Here is a 17,868-nt window from a genome sequence, read left to right on the forward strand (position 1 = left end):
TATACTATCTTTAGTACGACTTCTTGTCAACCGAAAAAGTAAAAACAGTGCAATCAATCAAGTATTAAAAATATCTTTCAGGAGCTGGGTCACCCTTTCCCGGATCTCGTCCCGAACGGTACGGAAAACCGCCATTATTTCCTCCTCATCTCCTTCGGCCTTGGCAGGGTCGCGGAGGGGCCAGTGTTCGCGACGAATGGTCGGTGGGGTCACGGGACACTTATCACGGGCATCGCCGCAGAGGGTGACAATCAGGTCAGCCTTGCTTAAGATTTCCGGATCGATGGGGGCGGAGGTTTGCCGGGAAATATCGATTCCGGCTTCCGCCATAACCGCAACGGCGCGAGGGTTCAGACCGGCTGGCTCGATGCCTGCACTATAAACTTCCACTTTGTCCCCGCCCAGGGCCCGGGCGAAACCTTCAGCCATCTGACTGCGGCAAGAGTTGCCGGTACAGAGAAAAAGAATAACGGGCTTCTTTGGCATGAATATGCTGCCTCCTCTAACTACCCGGCAATGTCTAAAAGACACCGTCTACGCTCATGTTTTTGGGTAGCCATAGTATTTCTCTTTTAATACCAGTATTATTTACTCATGGTTAGACCAGTTTATCCTCCCGTAACCCTATGGCCAATAAGATGCTGCCCTGGCGAAACGGCGAAAAGACCGCCATATTTTTATAAGGTGACTGATGGAAATGTCTCGCCTTAAAATAGCCTTTATTGCCCCCCAGGCATTGTTTCTTACTAAATCAAACCGGTGGTAGGCTGTAGCATAAAGAGAGGCAAATTGCTGGTAAAAGTGGGACGGCGGCAACAAGGTGGGTAGGACGGCGTGTAATAGATCGAATTGTTCCCAGTTCGTAAAGCTCAACTTATTACTTACTTGGTCATACAGCTCGGTACCCGGTAGGGGAGTTAAAATGGAAAACGATGGCGTTTGAATACGTTTTTCTATAATGTATTGCTTTAATTGCTCAAAGTCTTCTGTGGAAAAGTCGGGATCAACGATAAATGAGGCAATAACATTAATCCCCCGGCTCTGGAGCATGGTCAGGGCCTTTTCGTTATTACGTACTGAATTATGTTTTTCTACCTGCTGCAAGGCCGCTTCCGTTATCTTTTCAAAACCGATAAAGACGGACGTTAAACCAATTTCCTGCCACAAGTCAATAACTTCGGGATGATTGACAATGGTATCACTCCGAGCCTGAAAGAAATAATTTTTCTTCACACCCCGTTCCTTTAATTTTATACCGATAGCCATGGCCCGCTTTACATCAGCCAAAAAATTATCATCTGTTATTAAAACCCTGCGGGCGGGTAGGCTCGCTATCTCTTCTACCGCCCGTTCCACACTTTTACGCCGGCTTTTGCCTTGATAAAAACGCCACACACTACAAAAATTGCAACGGAAAGGGCAACCGCGCGCCGTCTCCACGGCGCTAACCGGTTTAGCCAAACCTAAAAAATATTTATTAATATAAGGTTTTATTAAATGCCGCGCTGGAAGGGGTAAGGTATCTAAGTCGCTAATGAGGGGCCGGGCGCAAGTGGCAAACTGTCTATTATAATGATTGATAACCAGTCCGGCTACCCGGTTCAGATCGCCTTCCTCGGCCCAGCAATTAACTAATTCCACGGTGGTTATTTCGCCCTCGCCGATTACTAAGCAATCTATGGCCGGGTCTTTGAAATCTGCCGGGTTTAACGAGGCATGATGCCCCCCGACAAAAATTTTAATTGCAGGATTCGCATCTTTAATTGCCCGGGCAATGGCCAGGGTACGATAAACGTCGATGGTAAAAGAGCAGTTAATACCGCACAACTGCGGTTGATAAGTCTGGAGCGCTTTGGGCAAATCGGCAGGATTAAATAAATCTACAATGGCTACCTGATGGCCTTCTCCTTCCAGGGCTGCAGCCACCATCTCCAGACCCAGGGGTTCAATAACCGCCAGGTCTTTAAATCCTAGTCCCTTGTCCGGGCGCGGTTGAATGAGCAAGATATTGTACTTTTTCATGGCTCCGATCCTGCCCCTCCGCGTTTTCAGGTTTAACTATTGTCACTTATCCGCTTGTTGTCCCATAAATTTCTCCCACAATTCATCAGCAATCTTTCCCCAGGCAGAGGCATAGTCCATAAGGGAATCGGCCAGGGTTTTAGCGTTTACAGCATGGCTTTGGGTATTAATAGCCCCGGTTTCCGCGATGATGTCGGCCAGGGAGTGGGGATTATCAATCAACGGGCAAGGCCGCAGCAGATTGGCATTGAAAGGCTGGCGTTTTTGATAGGCCCGCATTAACGGTGAACGCAGCGCATCGCGCATGGATACGTCGCGAATATTAACCGTACTGTAGTGAATAAAGGCGCAAGGTTCAACCTCGCCGGCAGCATTGATATGGAAATAGCGCCGCCCGCCGGCTATGCAACCGTCAGTAAGGGCGCCGTCGTTCCAGAAATCAAAAACAGCTATCGGCTTTGTTTGCCGCCAGGTCTGGACCCTGGAGAACATTAAGGCCCTTTGCCACGGTGTAGCCATCAACTCCAGATCGGCATCGCGTCCGACCGGCACATAAGTAAAAAGCCAGCCGAATAAGCATCCTTTTTCTATCATCAAATCAATGAAGGCATCGCTGGCAATAGCCTCGGTGTTTTCGCGGGTATACGTTGCCGAAAAGCCGAAGGGTATACCCCGTTCCCGCAAGATGTCCATAGCCCGCATTACTTTTTTGTATACTCCTTTTCCGCGGCGATTATCCGTCTGTTCTTCAAAACCCTCCAAACTGATGGCAAAAGTAATATTGCCCACGGCCGCTACGTTATCAGCTAATTGCTCACTTATCAAGGTTCCGTTGGTATAGACATGAAAGACCATTTCCGGGAAACAGGAGGCCAGATACAGGACATCCCTCGTCCTCACCAGCGGCTCGCCACCGGACAATACCAAAAAGTAGATCCCCAGCTCCTGGGCTTCTTTTAACAATCGTTCCACTAAAGGCAGCTCTAATTGATAACCCTGCTCATAATCCCCGGCCCAACAGCCGCGGCAACGGAGATTACACCGCGCAGTAAGATCCAGAAGAATCGCATAAGGAACATTAAAATCTTCTTTTTCCGATATAGCCCGTTGCCTGGGAATACCAATCAGCCAGGAATTTAATAAAAAGTTGGTGATCACTTTCTGGCGGGCCCGGGGATTTAACTCTTTAAATACCCGCATGACTAATTGATGCCAGTTGCTCTCAGGGTTGCTTAAGACATCTTTGGCCCTACGAATCTGATCTTTATGTACCGGATGCGGCGCCAGGTGCTCGGCCCAATTTAACAGCTTGGCAAGGTTTTTCTCCGGTTCCCGTTCAATGTAACTAAGCCCTTGCTTAACCAAAGCCTCGCCAAAAAAAGAAATAGCCGTTTTCATTGTCCTCCCTCCATAAGTTGATAACTAATTAATTTTTTTGTTATATTATATTATGGTGATTTTAAAAGTCAAGGGGATTTCGTTGCAATCTTCTTATTAATTAACTTCTAACTTGCCCCCTACCTTTCGGGTTGCATCAGCACTCCTGCCAGGCAGGGAATCTTTTTGGGTATCTTGGGAGCAATTTTCTGCAATACGAATTCCAAAGCCTCTTCGGCATCTTTATCCAGGCAGATGCGTTGCAGCATTAACTGTTCTTCCTCGTTGAGGGCAATTATCACCTTACCCATGGTACCAGCTCCTTCATGCAATAAAATGGCTTATTTTTATTTTCCTATAAAGACGAGTTATAAACAACATCAATTCCATTTACACTTCTTGCTTGACAATTCCTCAGCTAAAGTTTATTATACTAATATACGGATATGCGTATATATATTTTTATAGGGGGAATTAAAAATGGCTACGCGTAAATTAGGTATTCTACCATGTCAGGGCGCCTGTAATGTGGGAAATATGACGCATAAAGTAGCCCTCAAATTTGTAGACAACGAAAAAATCAACATGGTATGTTCCCTAGGACTCCCTCTGGCAATTCCTTCAATTATTGATATGGCCAAGGCCAATGACCATTTTATTGCTTTAAACGGTTGTCCCATTAAATGTTCCTCTAAAGCCCTTGATAAAGTAGGCATTACCGATTATGAAGAAATTGTCCTGACCGGCGATTTCGGTATTGCTAAAAATAAAAATTTCGCCGATGAAACAGGTATGGACAAAGTGGAAGCAAAGGTAAAAGCAAGTATCGATAAATTTTTCGCAGACTAAAGTTAAGGGAATGAGCTATGGACCGTTTGCAGGATTTATTCAAAATCCTAGCCGATGAAACACGATTAAGGATCTTGCTGCTGCTATACCACAAAGAACTATGCGTCTGTGAAATATCCAATATATTACAGATTTCTCAACCTAAAGTTTCCAGGCACCTCGCCAAATTGCGGGATGTAGGGTATGTCAGGGATGAACGCCAGGGCCAGTGGATTTTTTATCATCTAAATATCGACGACCCGTTACCAAAAGAAATTTTAAAAACTATTATTTCCCGTATTCATGAGTATCCCCTGGCTTCAAAAGATTTGGAAAGGCTTTCGGAAATGGAAAAAAACAATAGATTGTGCGAGAGGAAAAATTTATAAAGGGAGGGAACATGATGGCCGGTCCTGCCGAATTGGCTTCGAAAATGAAAGAAATCTTAAACCTCAAAAGGGAACCAGTGGGCGTTAAATTTATCAAAGATACGGATAAGCAGGTACTTAAAGATCAATATGACGGGGAAACCAAAACCAGATACTGTCAGGCTTTAATGCGAGCCGGAAATGGCGAAAAGATCCTGATAACAGCCGAAAACATCTCCTGCCCGGCATCGGCAGCCGCCTTTGGCTTAAAACCCCTGGCCGAAGCACTCGCAACAGGTCAAATGCTTTACAACATGGGGCTTTTTGCGACGCCAGAAGCGGGCAAGAATGCCATGGGTAGCATGACCAGGCTGAAATTAGGAGAATATAGTGGCGTTATTTTAAGCCCGCTGGCAAATATTGAAATACAGCCGGATGTTGTGGTAGTGGAATCCTTCCCAGAGCATCTCATGTGGCTGGCACTGGCCTCTATTTATGAAACCGGCGAACGGCTAGAATTTAACTCGGCAATATTCCAGGCAACATGCGTTGATGCAACGGTAATCCCCTTTGTGACAGGAAAAATAAATTGCAGCCTAGGTTGTTTCGGTTGCCGGGAAGCGACCAACATTGAAGACAGCGAAAATTTGTTGGGAATACCCTATGACCAATTGGATTACGTTGTTAAAAATCTGGAAAAATTATCCCTCAAACCAATGGTTCGGGCCAGAGCCAAGCAAGCGTTTCATTCCTTCAGCGGCTGCGGGAATTAAGTAAAAATCACTTATAAAAACAAGGGATATTTAAAATACCGGGAGCAGGCTAATAGCGGTGCCCATCCCGGTTTTTTCAACTTATACCCTTGACACTGCCAGACGCATACCATATAATACAGCTCGTAAGCATTACCCCTCTAGGTATAGAGGCCAAAGGTGAGGTCAAGTGGACTATACCGCTCGCGAATACTGGAACGGCATCATCAAGATGTGCTTGTCGCGTTTTTTTATCCTGCGCGTCCTCTACACCCAGCCTATGCACGGCTACGAGATAGCCCGCACCGTAGCTGAAGTCACCAAGGGCTGCTGTACGCCCACCGAGGGTACGATTTACCCGGTTCTCCGAGAGTTCGAAGAGGGTGGCTACGTAACTTCTGCCGTTGAGATAGCCGGAGGCCGGGAACGCAAGGTTTATACCCTTACTCCAAAAGGACAGGAAGCCTTCCGCGTCGCCGTCGATGCCTGGCGGGAGGTTACCAATTATATTTTACAGGCAATAAAGGTCCCAGAAGATCGCGAGTAATCAAGATAGGGCGCTTCGACGGAGGTGAAGTATATATGTATAGGCCAATGCATTGCCCATCTAGGTATTAAGGCTAGCTTTTATAGCGGGTAAACATAATTATCCCCATGGAGGTGCACAAATGGGCATCAACTCCTTAAGCCAGGCATTTCATTTCTTTTTTACCATTACCGTAGAACTGGTTGTCCTCTTCATCAGTGTCAGCTTCCTGGTTGGTTTGCTGCAGGAATATATACCAGCGGCAACCATCCAGCGGGTCCTCAGCGGTCGCCGGGGCCAGGGCAACATCCTGGGTGCAGCCCTGGGGGCCATTACTCCCTTTTGCTCCTGTTCCACTATCCCGATTATGGTAGGATTGATAAATGCCGGCGCTCCCTTCGGCGCCGCCAGTTCCTTCCTCCTGGCTTCTCCCCTGCTCAATCCCGTCATCCTGGGTTTATTTCTGGCCTTTCTAGGATGGCAGGCGACTGTAACCTACGCGGCTATAACCTTTATTCTTAGCGTCATACTTGGAGCCGCGTGGGAAAAACTCGGTCTTGCCGACCAGGTAAAGAGGGTCCGCATCAGCGGCGGCCACACCGACAACCAGGAACCACATGATTTCTGCTCCCGGTTAGTTCGTGCCCTAAACGGAGCGTGGCACCAGTTTATCGGTGTATTGCCCTATCTCTTAATCGGTGTGGCGATAGGTGCTTTTATCTACGGCTTTATCCCGGCCGAGTTCGTTGCCCGCGTAGCCGGCCCCGGCAACCCCCTGGCCGTCCCCGTGGCGGCAATTATCGGCATCCCCCTTTATATCCGCGTCGAAACCATGATCCCCATCGGTATGGTCCTGCTCCAGAAAGGTATGAGCCTAGGAACCCTTATTGCTTTAATTATCGGCGGCGCCGGGGCCAGCATTCCCGAAGTTACCTTGCTGGCGAGCATCTTTAAGCCTCGCCTGGTAGCGGCCTTCGTTCTTACTATCTTTACCGTCGCCGTCCTGGCCGGATATACATTTAATATAATTTTTGCATGAGGAGGCTATATATAATGGTGGAAAAGAAAGGATTGCTGTCCATGGTCTTTGGCCGGCAGGGAGGTTCTTGCTGTTCTATTCAAATTGAAGAGATTCCTGAAGGGGAAAACCAAACTTCTAATAACGCTTGCTGCTGCGCTTCTTCGTCAGCCGACCCGGAAAAACCCGAGGAAAAAGAGTCTCACCAGCGCACCATTGACATCGAATTTCTCTACCTGGACCTGGATGCCTGCACCCGCTGCCAGGGTACGGGGCGTAACCTGGATGAGGCCCTCCACGAAGTGGCCGGGGTTTTAGAGGCTACCGGGGTTAAGGTCAACTTGAAAAAGATTCACGTGCAAACGGAAGAACAGGCCTTAGCTCTGGGGTTTGTCAGTTCGCCTACCATTCGCATTAACGGCCAAGATATCCAGCTGGACGTGAGGGAAAGCCTCTGCGAATCCTGCGGCGACCTCTGCGGTGAGGATGTCGACTGCCGCGTCTGGGTATACCAGGGCAAGGAATATACCGAAGCCCCCAAAGGGATGATTATTGAGGCCATCTTGAAACATGTTTACGGCGGTGGGATAGAGGCCCCGGCTGAAAGGGAACCACTCAAGGAGTTGCCTGAGAATTTAAAGCGCTTCTTTGCCGCCAAACGCAAAAAAGAAGAAGAAACCGCTGCCAGAAATATTGGTAAACAGGTAGCAACAGAAAGTTGCTGCGGTGTTTCCCCCGCGTCAAGATGTTGCAACTAATATACGGTACTACCCAATCTATTACAGAACAGGGCCACAGGAAAAGATAACCCCGTGGCCCTGCCGTCTTATTGGCCTATTTCCTCCTGAATCAATTTCTTGATCTCTTCTTTGTCGGGCACCCGGCCGAACACTTTAACCTTTTCGTTAACTACCAGTCCCGGTGTCATCATAACGCCGTAATCGGTTATCTTGTTGAGGTCCGTCACCTTTTCCACATCGGCGGCCACACCCATTTCCGCCAGGGCATTCATCACGTTTTGTTCCAGAGCTTTGCACCGGGCGCATCCCGTACCTAAGACTTTAATTACCATGGACCTTCATCTCCTTTTTTATTTTTACTTTAATTTTAGCCAACTAAAGCGCCAAAAACCATCCCCGTCAAGGTAGCCATGATGACTACCAGGGAGACGTAGGCAAAGGTTTTCTTGAAGCCCAGCACGCTGTTGATTACGAGCATGCTGGGCAGGCTCAAGGCCGGGCCCGCCAGCAGGAGGGCCAAAGCCGGACCCTGGCCCATTCCGGACCCTATTAGTCCCTGGACTATCGGCACTTCCGTAAGGGTGGCAAAGTACATGAAAGCGCCGACAACAGAAGCGGTAAAGTTGGCCAGGAGGCTGTTACCCCCTACCACCATAGCAACATATCTAGCAGGGATAATGCCGGTATCGACACCGGGCCTGCCCATGAGGAACCCGGCCGCCAGCACGCCGCCGAAAAGGAGGGGCAGGATTTTAATGCTGAAATCCCATGTCGAGTCCACCCAGGCCGACAGTTCTTCCCCCTTGAACCATGCCTTTAAAATAACGGCCAGGGCTAAGAGAAGCGTTATAACCATGTACCATTTGACGCTGTAAACCGCGTACCAGAAGCCCGCTTGTTCCGCCGGTTTACCCCAGGCGGCAAAGATAAGGATCAGGACCAGGACCAGGAAATAAAGAACCGTCTGCCCGAGAGTCCGGGATGGTTTTTCTCCTTCCGGCATGAGCAGCCCTTTGGCTCGTTCCTTTTCTTCGCCCCTGAAGAGCAGGGCCATGATGAGGCCGATTATTACCGAAAACAGGACGGCTCCCAGGGCCCTGGCCACGCCGATCTGCCAGCCCAGCACTCGAGCAGTTAAGATGATGGCCAGGACGTTTATCGCCGGCCCAGAATAGAGGAAGGCTATGGCCGGTCCCAGCCCGGCGCCGCGCTTATATATGCCCATGAACAAAGGTAAGACAGTACAGGAGCAGACGGCTAGGATTGCCCCCGATACGGCACCGACGCCGTAGGCCGTAATTTTTTTACTCTCAGGTCCCAGGTACTTCATGACCGCCTGGGAGGAAAGGAAATTGCTCATGGCCCCGGCGATGAAAAGGGCCGGTACCAGGCAGAACAACACGTGTTCCCGAGCATACTCCTGCAGCATGTAGAAGGCTTCCAGGATAGCGCTCTGCATCCGGGGATGTTGGAAGGGCAGGAAGTAAGCCGCCAAAAACACGGCGACAATTAATAGCAATTTTGCCTGCTTGCTCATAGAATACATCTCCTCTTATGTTATTCTATTAGTTTATTATAATTTAACTATATATTAGTTTAGAAGCAACTAATGGTTTTGTCAAGAAGGAACAAAAAAAGCGGGGAAGGGCTCATCGCCCATCTCCGCTTCTTAATGAGGAACTTTCTTATACTTTCTCCACTTTAACCCGCGTATCGTAGAAGGAGGCGCTGCCACCGATAGGATCGGTCAGGCAGGTAGTTTTCATCCGCGTGTCGAGGAGCAGCACTGGATTGGCGCACAGACCGCCCCTGCGTCGGGCGTCGCCCTTGACGACCTGCCCGTCGATAACTACGTCCCGGGCGCCGTAGGCCCAGTGGCCGTAATGCCAGGATACGGCAATTACACCCGGTCGAATGCCCTCGATCAGTTTAACCTTCCCCTGCACCGCCTCGACGCCGCCCGGGCCCAGGTCCAGCTTGCCGTCGGGGTTGGTCCGGGAGACGAGTTTTACCAGGTCGCCGTCGCGCAGGCCCAGGCTGGTACCGTCGGAGCGGTGCATCAAGATAAAGTTTTCCGGTAAAAGGGCCACCTGTCCCCAGTAGTTGCCAATAGTCCGGGACTGCCCTCCGAAAATTTCTTTAAAGGTAATGAGCTGCAGGGGATAATCCGCATCCTTTACCGGCGTTCCGTCGCTGTTGCTAACCGGCTCCAACCGGGGCACGCCGCCGAATAGGCGGCCCGTAATGCTATCCCGCGTCGTTGCCACGGGCTCGACATAAAGGTTTATTAGTTTGCCGAAGGGATGCTCGACGTATTTGCCGGCAGAGCCAGTGCTCTCTTCAAAGCGGCCGCCGCGGTTGAGGACATAAACGGTTTTGCGCCAGCGGTCTTCGCCCACCGCCTGCCGCCAGGCGGCTTCATTAAATACGGCCGGCGGCAAATGGCGGCGTGCCGCTTTAAAAACTGCCAGTTCACGGTCGTCGGCGTCGGGGACTTCATCGCCGGGCTTGTCGCCGTAGGCCACGTTGGCCGCCGCCTTGAGATAATAATCTTCCGGTCTTTTAAAGTCCCAGCCAGGCGCAAAACCGTCTTTGCCGTAACCCGGCAACCCTAAAGCCTCCGCTATGGCCAGCATCACCGCTTCCACGGAGATCGGCATCTCCTCACCGAAAACCCTTACCGTTTCCGGTATGGGGGCGGCGATGGGCTGGCGCAGCTTGGTGGTTTTGGTAGTCGTGGAGGGCGGAGCCCCCAGAAAGGCCCAACGCTCAAGATAAGTGAGGTCGGGGAAGATATAATCGGCATACATGGAAGTCTCGCCGATAACAATATCGTCGGCGATAAATAACGGTATGCGCTCGGTATCGCATAAAATTTTAATCTGTTCCGCCCCGGCCGGCGCCGCCAGGACCGGTGTGCCCATATGCAGCCAGAGGATTTTTATGGGATAAGGATAACCCGCCCCGGCCGCCGGGATTATTTCCTGATACACGTCGGAAGTCAGGGGATACCATGGCCTTTCCGCCGGGAAACCGTTAAACAAAGTGCTGCGGTCGTAATAAGCGCCTTCACGGGTAAGCTTGATCCCCCAAGGGGTTATCTTCCCGCTGTGCATCTTACCGAGGTCAAAGGGTTGACCCGGCTTGCCCCCGCCGGCGGCCCAGGAACCGCCGCCGGTAGTGAGGCCCCCGCGCCAGTCTACATTGCCGATAAGCAAATTGAGGATTATGATGGCTTGGGCCGTGTAATAGCCATTGGTATGCTGGACGGCGCCGCGATAGAAATCAATGGCGGCCTGCTTGCCGTAACTGGTAAATTCCCGGGCCAGATCGATAATAGCCTGGACCGGAACCCCGGCCTCGGCAGCCAGTTCATCCAGGTTCTTGGAGGCAGCTTCTTCTTTTAGGATCGTCAGGGCCGATTTGACCTTTATACCGTTTATCTCGGCGCTAACAAAGAGATCTCCTTCCACAGGATTATCTTTATCCTCAGGATCAACGGCCACCAGTCGACCGTTGCGCGAGACGACAAAGAGGTTCTTGCCTTTATCGCCATCTGCCAGACCGACCTCGCCGGCCCGCAGGAAAGCACCCGGTTGGCCGTCCTGATTTATTTTTACCAACCAGGTGGCGTTGGTCCACGACTTTTCCCCGTCCTGTTCAGCCGCGGCCCGGTTGGCATTGGCCAGGGCCCTGGCGTCGTAACGCTCGTTGGCCAGAATCCACTGGATCATCCCCAGGGCCAGGGCCAGATCGCCTCCAGGTTTAACAGGTATCCACCAGTTGGCGTGGGCGGCCGTTTTGGAAAAACGCGGGTCGACTACGGCTATTTTTAGGCCTTTTTCTGTTAGGGCACGGGTAATTTGTTCGGCCATAGGCGTAGGACCGAAGTTGGCCTCAAAGGCACCAGTACCCCAGAAGATGACAAACCGCGACCAACGAAAATCAGGTTTCATGTGGTTCGGACCCGGCGACCATTTGCCATCGCTGTACTGGGCCGTAGCCCACTTGTATGCGACGTGATGGCTCTGCTCGCAGATGGTGGTATGCTCGAACCAGTTAACCGAACCGAAGCTGTTGAGAACAAAACGCTTGGTCCAATCGCTGCGGCCAGGCTCAATACGGCCGGCCATGAAAACAAATTGATTGTTTTTTGGCCCCAGGTCTGGGTGATTGGGGTCAAGAAGGAGGTCGAGATGGGCAGCGTGTTTGCTTTTAAAATCAGCCAGGGACATTTCCTTCCCGGCTACCTTCGCCGCATCTTCGGCCAGGGTTTTAAAGACGGCAGCGTCTTTAGCCACAAAGACGTCCTTAAAGCCGGGAACGACGCGATCTTCGCCGATATCGGCGAATAGTTTACCGCCGTTTACAATCTCTTTAACGGCCTGCTCAAAGGAAATCGTCTTCCATTTATTTGAACCGCGGGGGCCGTTACGTTTAAGCACTTTGACCAGGCGGTAGGGATCGTAGAGGGTCTGGACGCCGGCCTGGCCCTTGGGACAAAGCCGGCCATCAATTTTGGCCGCTACATCGGGGGAGGTATTGTAAGGTATCTGGGGGTAATAATTGACCGGGCTGTAGGGGTTACCATCCAGCTTGACCAGGACGCCATTACTCAGTTTGCCCTTTAGCGTGCATTGGGTATTACACTGCAGGCAGACACCGTAAACCATGTTCTCGGCCTGGGCCAGGTCGTACTGGCTATCCCAGGTTCCCTTCGGGCCGGCCGCTGCACTCCCTTTCTGGCCGGCCATAGAAGGGGCCTCAGCCGCCAGCAAGGTTGCTCCGCCCAGCAAGGCTGAGGTTTTTAAAAATTCCCTGCGTCCGATTTTAAGGGTCATGGATTGCACCTCCTCTACGAGTATCGACGAGACAGATCAGCGCCTGTTTCCACGTGATGGGCCGGCGGGGTTACCGCGTTGTCCGGGCGACGGCTGAACGGCAGGTACTCTATTCCCAGCTTAAAGATAAATACACCCAGGGCCAGGACAAAAAGTACTACCAGCCATTCGTTCAAAGTGGGTACATAGGTATAAGCCAGCCCGGGCTCGCTATAGGCGGACGGCAGGGCTGTGAAAGGCGGCGCCAGCAGACCTGGTACAACGATGTTGTAGCGTACTCCCAGGAAACCCAGGGTGATCAAAAAGCCGGCCCAACCTGCGGTTTTAGCTGTGATATTGCCTCGTACCAGTAAGAGCACCGGAATTAAGGCTCCCACCACCAGATGTACGACCCAGAAGATCCACCAGTTCGGACCGGTCAAGATGAGCTGGTATGGTAGGGCATGGGATGGGGAGAGGTAGTAGCTGCCCAACAGCATTTCCGCCAGTTCAAAGAGGAGGTAAAAAACCAGGAGCCCGACAACAATCCGGGCTAGGAGGTTGATGGCCCGGCCGGTTTCCTCATCCTGCTGGTCGGGATTTACCACAGCCACTACAAAGATAAGCAAGGCGGAACCGGAAGCCAGGGCGGCAACTAAAAACATAACCGGCAAAAGAGGATTGCTCCAGTAGGGCCTGGCCTGGACCACACCTAGCAAAGCGCCCAGGCCGCCGCTGAAGGCCAGCGCTACCAGCACGCCGGTGATAGCCAGGTAACGCCCCGGCCGCTTATCTCCAGGTATCTCTGTCGTCCCTGCGTCTGGTGCTGGTGCTGAATCGCCGCGACTGTCGAAATAAAGCTGGAGTATGAGGAGGAGAAAATAAATAGTATACAACCAGACCATCCAGGCCATGGGTGAGTGGGGATTGGGGCTAATAAAGATCCGCCAGGCCCGTCCCAGGTGTCCCAGGTCCAGGCCAATGGCGACTAGGGCAGCAAGTAAAGCCGACAGGGCCGCCACGAGACCCACCTGCCTGAACGGCTCCAGCTCTTTTACGCCGCAAATGTAAACCAGGCTGGTGAGGAGATAGATCCCGGCGGATAAACCACTGGCAAGCATATAGGTGGCCACTCCCAGTCCCCAGGGGACGGCGCTGGAATAACCTGCCGCTTGTTCGCCAAAAACCAGATACTGGTAGACCCCGATGGCGCCGACCAGTAAAGCTGCTATGGTAATTATCCAACTTATTTTTTTCATAACTTCACCTCCCGTCAGGTCAGGTAATAAACCTGGGGTTCCGTACCAAGTTCCTCTTTCAAACGCATTAAGCCTTCCCTGGCCAGCCATTCCCGCACCATGCTCCGGGGGTCGTTGAGGTCGCCAAAGCAGGTCGCGCCGCCCAGGCAAGTAGTGACACAGGCCGGTAGCTGGCCGGCTTGTAACCGGTGCAGACAAAAGGTGCACTTACGGGCGTTACCTATGGGTGAACGACCCTTCTGGCGCGGCCACTGCTTGCCATATTCCAGCGCCGGTTCGCTTTCGTAAGGTTCTAACAACGGCGTATCCTGGGTATAGAACCGGCCGGAGTCAAAGGAACGGGCGCCATAGGGGCAGGCCGCCAGGCAGTAACGGCAACCTATGCAACGGTTATAATCGATAGCTACAATACCGTCGGGCCTTTTATAGGTTGCTTTCACTGGACAGACGGCGACACAGGGCGGTTTTTCACAATGCATGCAGGGCCGGGGCAGAAACCGGCGCTGTACTTCAGGGTAGGTACCCCTTTCTTCCTCCATAACTGGCCGGTAGACGACCCCCGGTGGCAAGTGGTTTTCGGCCTTACAGGCTACCGTACAGGCCCTGCAGCCGACACAGCGGCGCAAATCAATTACCATACCCCATTTCCGCTGCTCCACGGGCTTGCCCAGGGCCCTTTCCAGGTCCTGCTCCAGGCGGCGGATCCTGTTTTCCCAGTCGCCGTTAACCGGCCACTCTTTGACAGCCGTAGCCCGGGAATCGGAACCGGCCGCAGGTACGGCTGCTGTATCGCCAGCATAAGCGGGAGTCCTGGAAAGGGCCCCCAGGGTGACAGCTCCCAAAACCATACTCGTAGCCGTTTTAACGAGAAATTCCCTACGGCTTACCGGCTCCCGGATCTCCCTTCCTTCCTTGTCCACCATTGTGCCTCCTTTCCTCTTTTTTTAGTTGGCAAAGACGTTACTGCGCCCTCTATCACAATTATTTCTTCTTTTCACCCACCGGCCAATCAGGGTTATCCCTGGAATTAAAAACGCCTAAGGTTTTTCCCTTAGGCATTCTTCCGTATAACGTATAACCCTTTACCCTTAATCCCGGGGTATCAATCCCTGCTGGAGGGCATAGCGGACCAGCTCCGCCCGGCTGGTTAAATTCAACTTCCGGCTAATATTCCCCTTGTGGCTTTCCACTGTTTTGACACTGAGGCCCAGGGCTTCGGCGATCTCTTGATTGGTATAACCCAGTGCCACCAGGCGCAATACCTCCGTCTCCCGCGAAGTTAAATGGGTATTCCTTTTTTCACTATTCTTATCCGGATGCCCCTTACCCTTAGCCCCCTTCTGCAGGGCATCAACTAAAAACCTGGCTACCAGAGGATGGATAAACACACCCCCCTGGGAAACCACCCTGATGGCGGTGATCAGGTCATTATCAGCAGCCCTCTTAATTATATAACCCGCCGCTCCCGCGGCCAGGGCCTTCTCAACATACTCGCAATCTTCGTGCATGGAGAGGACCAAAACCTTTACCAGTGGCATCTCGGCCGCAATCCGTTCTACCACCGTAAACCCGTTGCAGAAGGGCATACTAATATCCAGGAGCAGGATATCGGGCCGCAATTCCCGGGTTAATTTGAGGGCCTCATCCCCATCACCGGCCTCACCTACCACCTGCATATCGGATTCAGCATTGATTAAATAACGCAGCCCGGCCCTAACGACGCTGTGATCATCGGCGATGACAATCCTGATTTTCCCGTTATACTCCATGCTTACACCTCCCCACCCTTCAGGCGGTTATAGGGATATCGACATAAATAGTTGTTCCCCGGGCAGGCGTGGATTCGATAATCACCTTTCCTCCCAGGAGGGCGGCCCGCTCGCGCATGCTAAAAAGCCCCAGCCCCTTTCTATAGGCGCTTGCTTCAGGATCAAAACCCCGGCCGTTATCCTCGACAATCAAACGCAAGGCCTCGCCGCGCGGTTCCAGGAGGATACTGACTTCCGAGGCTTCAGCGTGTTTAATAACGTTATTCAGGGCTTCCTGGACAATACGGTAAATGGCCAGCTCTGCTTTGGGCGGCAGGCGTTTCTCCACCCCCCTGGCAGCCAGATGAATTTTAAGGTTAAATTTATCGCTGTAATCGCGCGCTATTTGTTGCAGGGCGCCAGTAAGACCGAGCTCGTCAAAAACAACAGGCCGGAGTTCCAAGGCTAGGCACCGCAATCCGGCCATGGCCTCCCCTAAAGCGGCCCTGATTTCGGCCAGGGACCGGGCTACTTCCTTCTCCCCTTGCACTTTATCCTCCAGGGCTTTTAAACGTAAGAGAATAGCCGTCAAGGCCCCTCCAGTATCATCGTGTAATTCCCGGGCGATACGCCGCCGCTCGGCTTCCTGGGCGGTAACTACCCTGTCAAGGAGTTCGGAGCGTAAATTGCTCAGCTCTTCAATCTCGGCTCGCGATCGGCGCAAGCTGTCGAGCATGCGGTTAAAGGAGGCGGCTAGAAAGCTGAATTCATCATGCCCGCTAACAGTTACAGTGGTGTCCAGGTTTCCCTTGGCCACCGCCCTGGTGGCCCCCACCAGTTCCCGGATCGGCCTGGTTAAAATTGTCGTTAACATATAGGCCATTACTATAAAAAGAATGGAAAAAATGGTGATCATTATCACAAAACGTGTTGTAGCGGCAAACACAGCCTGGCGCAAGCCCACTTCGGAAAGGCCAACATGGACCACCCCTAACTGGCCGCCGAAGACCGGTACAGCAGCGTCGTGAATTACCCCCTCATCCGTCAACAATAACTGCTGGCTTTCTTTTTTGCCCGGCGGTAGCTGGTTATAAGCCAGCAGACCTACGGGGAAACCGCCGTTAAAGGTATGGGAGAGGACACGGCCCCAGGAGTCCTGGATATAAATATAACGAATATCCCTCCCGCTAGCCTGCATATCAAGGAGCATCTGGTGCAGTCCATAAAGGTTACCGGTGAGCACCAGCTCGCTACCCTGGGCGGCCACGGCCCTTGCTGTTGCCAGGGAACGCTGGTCCAATTGCTGTCCCAGGGAAGTTACCAGGACGGCCCTGGTCTGAAGGGCCATGGCCAGGCCCATAAAAATAATTATCGCCAAGACTAAAGCCAAAATTTTATGGCGAAAACTAAGGTTAGCTCCTATAATGCGAAGCTTTTCTCTTAAATCATGGCCGGAGTTCACGGATACCCCACCTTACGGGCTATTTCCCTTACCGGGTTATAGGCCTCGTCGTTGATAGGTATAAAGCGCTCTATTCCCAGTTCGTTTAAAATTTTACGCCCGGTTTCTTTCTTATCCATTTGCAAAAAAGCTTCCCGGACCTTCGCCTTCAGGGCCGGTTCCAGGCCCGGGCGCACCACCACGGGCGGGGAAGCAAAATCGTCGGAGCTCTGAATGATTTTCACTTTGGCCGCTATTTCCGGGTGCTTTTTGGCAAAGGCCTCATATACCAGGCTGTCAACGGCAGCTCCATCTACAATGCCGTCGGCCACCGCCCTGATGGACTTGTCATGGCTGTAGGTAAAAATATAACTCTGAAAGAAGGTTTCCGGTCTCTCACCCATCTGCTGGATATAATAAAGGGGCACCAGGCGACCGCTCATGGACATGGGATCGGAAAAAGCGAAACGCCGACCCTTCAGGCCCGCGAAATCCTGCACCGGGCTGGATTTAGGGACTATAATATAAGAGGCATACTTGGCCTGCCCGCCCACTTCAGAAGCAGCCACCAGTTCCATGCTGAAATCCCGCTGGCCTTTGACATAGGCATAGGTGCAAACAAAGGCTATATCGATGTCACCGGAATTCATGAGGAGATTTACTTCAGCATAGGTCTGGCGGGTGATAAACTCCACCGGGGATTCCAGATACTCCTCTAAATATCTGGCGAGTTCGGTATATGCTTGATAGCCCTCTTCCGGAGAAATCACCGGTGCGGCGGCCAAGCGCAGGGGGCGTTTTAATTCTCCCGTCGGAGGTGAGCCGTTATAACTGGCCCCCGGGTAATCGCTACGCAGATCGTTGAGTTTTATTATGCCCTCACGGTCTGTTTTGCTGCATCCTGACAATAGTAAAACAATGAGCAACAGTACCAGAAGTAAAGTTACCTTCGAGCGGCTGTTACCCATG

At 51.9% G+C, this 17,868-nt stretch carries 18 protein-coding genes; 6 read left to right on the forward strand and 12 right to left on the reverse strand.

What is annotated here, in order from left to right:
- Positions 1 to 57: 57 nt before the first annotated feature.
- The 4 genes from arsC to MHFGQ_RS12230 form a co-directional block, all read right to left on the reverse strand.
- Positions 58 to 486: an arsenate reductase (thioredoxin) gene (arsC, locus tag MHFGQ_RS12215; protein ID WP_106005457.1), complete on the reverse strand. Its 429-nt coding sequence runs from the start codon at positions 484 to 486 to the stop codon at positions 58 to 60.
- 138 nt (positions 487 to 624) lie between these two features.
- Positions 625 to 2,022 carry a B12-binding domain-containing radical SAM protein gene (locus tag MHFGQ_RS12220; protein ID WP_106005456.1) on the reverse strand — a complete coding sequence of 466 codons (1,398 nt, stop codon included), beginning with the start codon at positions 2,020 to 2,022 and terminating at the stop codon, positions 625 to 627.
- 42 nt (positions 2,023 to 2,064) lie between these two features.
- Positions 2,065 to 3,420 carry a radical SAM protein gene (locus MHFGQ_RS12225; protein WP_106005455.1) on the reverse strand — a complete coding sequence of 452 codons (1,356 nt, stop codon included), beginning with the start codon at positions 3,418 to 3,420 and terminating at the stop codon, positions 2,065 to 2,067.
- Between the two features lie 119 nt (positions 3,421 to 3,539).
- Positions 3,540 to 3,710: a hypothetical protein gene (locus MHFGQ_RS12230; RefSeq protein ID WP_170066267.1), complete on the reverse strand. Its 171-nt coding sequence runs from the start codon at positions 3,708 to 3,710 to the stop codon at positions 3,540 to 3,542.
- Positions 3,711 to 3,879: 169 nt separating this feature from the next.
- Between MHFGQ_RS12230 and MHFGQ_RS12235 the strand changes: the two genes are divergently transcribed.
- The 6 genes from MHFGQ_RS12235 to MHFGQ_RS12260 all read left to right on the forward strand — a co-directional run bounded on the left by MHFGQ_RS12235 (position 3,880) and on the right by MHFGQ_RS12260 (position 7,649).
- Positions 3,880 to 4,248 (forward strand): putative zinc-binding protein, encoded by a 369-nt coding sequence (locus MHFGQ_RS12235; protein WP_106005454.1) that lies wholly within the window; start codon positions 3,880 to 3,882, stop codon positions 4,246 to 4,248.
- Positions 4,249 to 4,265: 17 nt separating this feature from the next.
- Positions 4,266 to 4,616 (forward strand): ArsR/SmtB family transcription factor, encoded by a 351-nt coding sequence (locus tag MHFGQ_RS12240; RefSeq protein WP_106005453.1) that lies wholly within the window; start codon positions 4,266 to 4,268, stop codon positions 4,614 to 4,616.
- A gap of 44 nt (positions 4,617 to 4,660) precedes the next feature.
- The gene (locus MHFGQ_RS12245; protein ID WP_211292891.1) at positions 4,661 to 5,368 is read left to right on the forward strand and encodes a DUF169 domain-containing protein; all 708 of its coding nucleotides are present in this window, start codon (positions 4,661 to 4,663) and stop codon (positions 5,366 to 5,368) included.
- A 169-nt stretch (positions 5,369 to 5,537) separates the two neighbouring features.
- Positions 5,538 to 5,894: a PadR family transcriptional regulator gene (locus MHFGQ_RS12250; RefSeq protein WP_211292890.1), complete on the forward strand. Its 357-nt coding sequence runs from the start codon at positions 5,538 to 5,540 to the stop codon at positions 5,892 to 5,894.
- A 121-nt stretch (positions 5,895 to 6,015) separates the two neighbouring features.
- Positions 6,016 to 6,912, forward strand: a complete 897-nt coding sequence (locus MHFGQ_RS12255; RefSeq protein WP_106005451.1) for a permease — start codon at positions 6,016 to 6,018, stop codon at positions 6,910 to 6,912.
- Positions 6,913 to 6,926: 14 nt separating this feature from the next.
- On the forward strand, positions 6,927 to 7,649 hold the full coding sequence (locus MHFGQ_RS12260; RefSeq protein ID WP_211292889.1) for a DUF2703 domain-containing protein: 723 nt from the start codon (positions 6,927 to 6,929) through the stop codon (positions 7,647 to 7,649).
- Between the two features lie 68 nt (positions 7,650 to 7,717).
- Here the strand turns inward: MHFGQ_RS12260 and MHFGQ_RS12265 are convergent, their stop codons facing one another.
- The 8 genes from MHFGQ_RS12265 to phnD form a co-directional block, all read right to left on the reverse strand.
- Positions 7,718 to 7,963: a thioredoxin family protein gene (locus MHFGQ_RS12265; protein WP_106005450.1), complete on the reverse strand. Its 246-nt coding sequence runs from the start codon at positions 7,961 to 7,963 to the stop codon at positions 7,718 to 7,720.
- Between the two features lie 35 nt (positions 7,964 to 7,998).
- Positions 7,999 to 9,168 carry a permease gene (locus MHFGQ_RS12270; protein WP_106005449.1) on the reverse strand — a complete coding sequence of 390 codons (1,170 nt, stop codon included), beginning with the start codon at positions 9,166 to 9,168 and terminating at the stop codon, positions 7,999 to 8,001.
- A 148-nt stretch (positions 9,169 to 9,316) separates the two neighbouring features.
- The gene (locus MHFGQ_RS12275; RefSeq protein ID WP_106005448.1) at positions 9,317 to 12,472 is read right to left on the reverse strand and encodes a molybdopterin-dependent oxidoreductase; all 3,156 of its coding nucleotides are present in this window, start codon (positions 12,470 to 12,472) and stop codon (positions 9,317 to 9,319) included.
- 14 nt (positions 12,473 to 12,486) lie between these two features.
- The gene (gene nrfD / locus MHFGQ_RS12280; protein WP_170066266.1) at positions 12,487 to 13,710 is read right to left on the reverse strand and encodes an NrfD/PsrC family molybdoenzyme membrane anchor subunit; all 1,224 of its coding nucleotides are present in this window, start codon (positions 13,708 to 13,710) and stop codon (positions 12,487 to 12,489) included.
- Between the two features lie 14 nt (positions 13,711 to 13,724).
- Entirely contained in the window at positions 13,725 to 14,633 is a 909-nt protein-coding gene (locus MHFGQ_RS12285) for a 4Fe-4S dicluster domain-containing protein (protein ID WP_106005446.1), read from the reverse strand.
- Between the two features lie 165 nt (positions 14,634 to 14,798).
- On the reverse strand, positions 14,799 to 15,479 hold the full coding sequence (locus MHFGQ_RS12290) for a response regulator transcription factor (protein ID WP_106005445.1): 681 nt from the start codon (positions 15,477 to 15,479) through the stop codon (positions 14,799 to 14,801).
- A gap of 19 nt (positions 15,480 to 15,498) precedes the next feature.
- Positions 15,499 to 16,920, reverse strand: coding sequence for a HAMP domain-containing sensor histidine kinase (locus tag MHFGQ_RS12295; RefSeq protein WP_106005444.1), 1,422 nt, complete (start codon positions 16,918 to 16,920; stop codon positions 15,499 to 15,501).
- Positions 16,917 to 17,867, reverse strand: coding sequence for a phosphate/phosphite/phosphonate ABC transporter substrate-binding protein (gene phnD, locus MHFGQ_RS12300; RefSeq protein ID WP_106005443.1), 951 nt, complete (start codon positions 17,865 to 17,867; stop codon positions 16,917 to 16,919). The genes MHFGQ_RS12295 and phnD overlap by 4 nt, the downstream gene beginning before the upstream one ends.
- Position 17,868 lies beyond the last annotated feature (1 nt).

Source organism: Moorella humiferrea, from assembly GCF_039233145.1.
Classification (GTDB): Bacteria; Bacillota; DSM-521; order Neomoorellales; family Neomoorellaceae; genus Neomoorella; species Neomoorella humiferrea.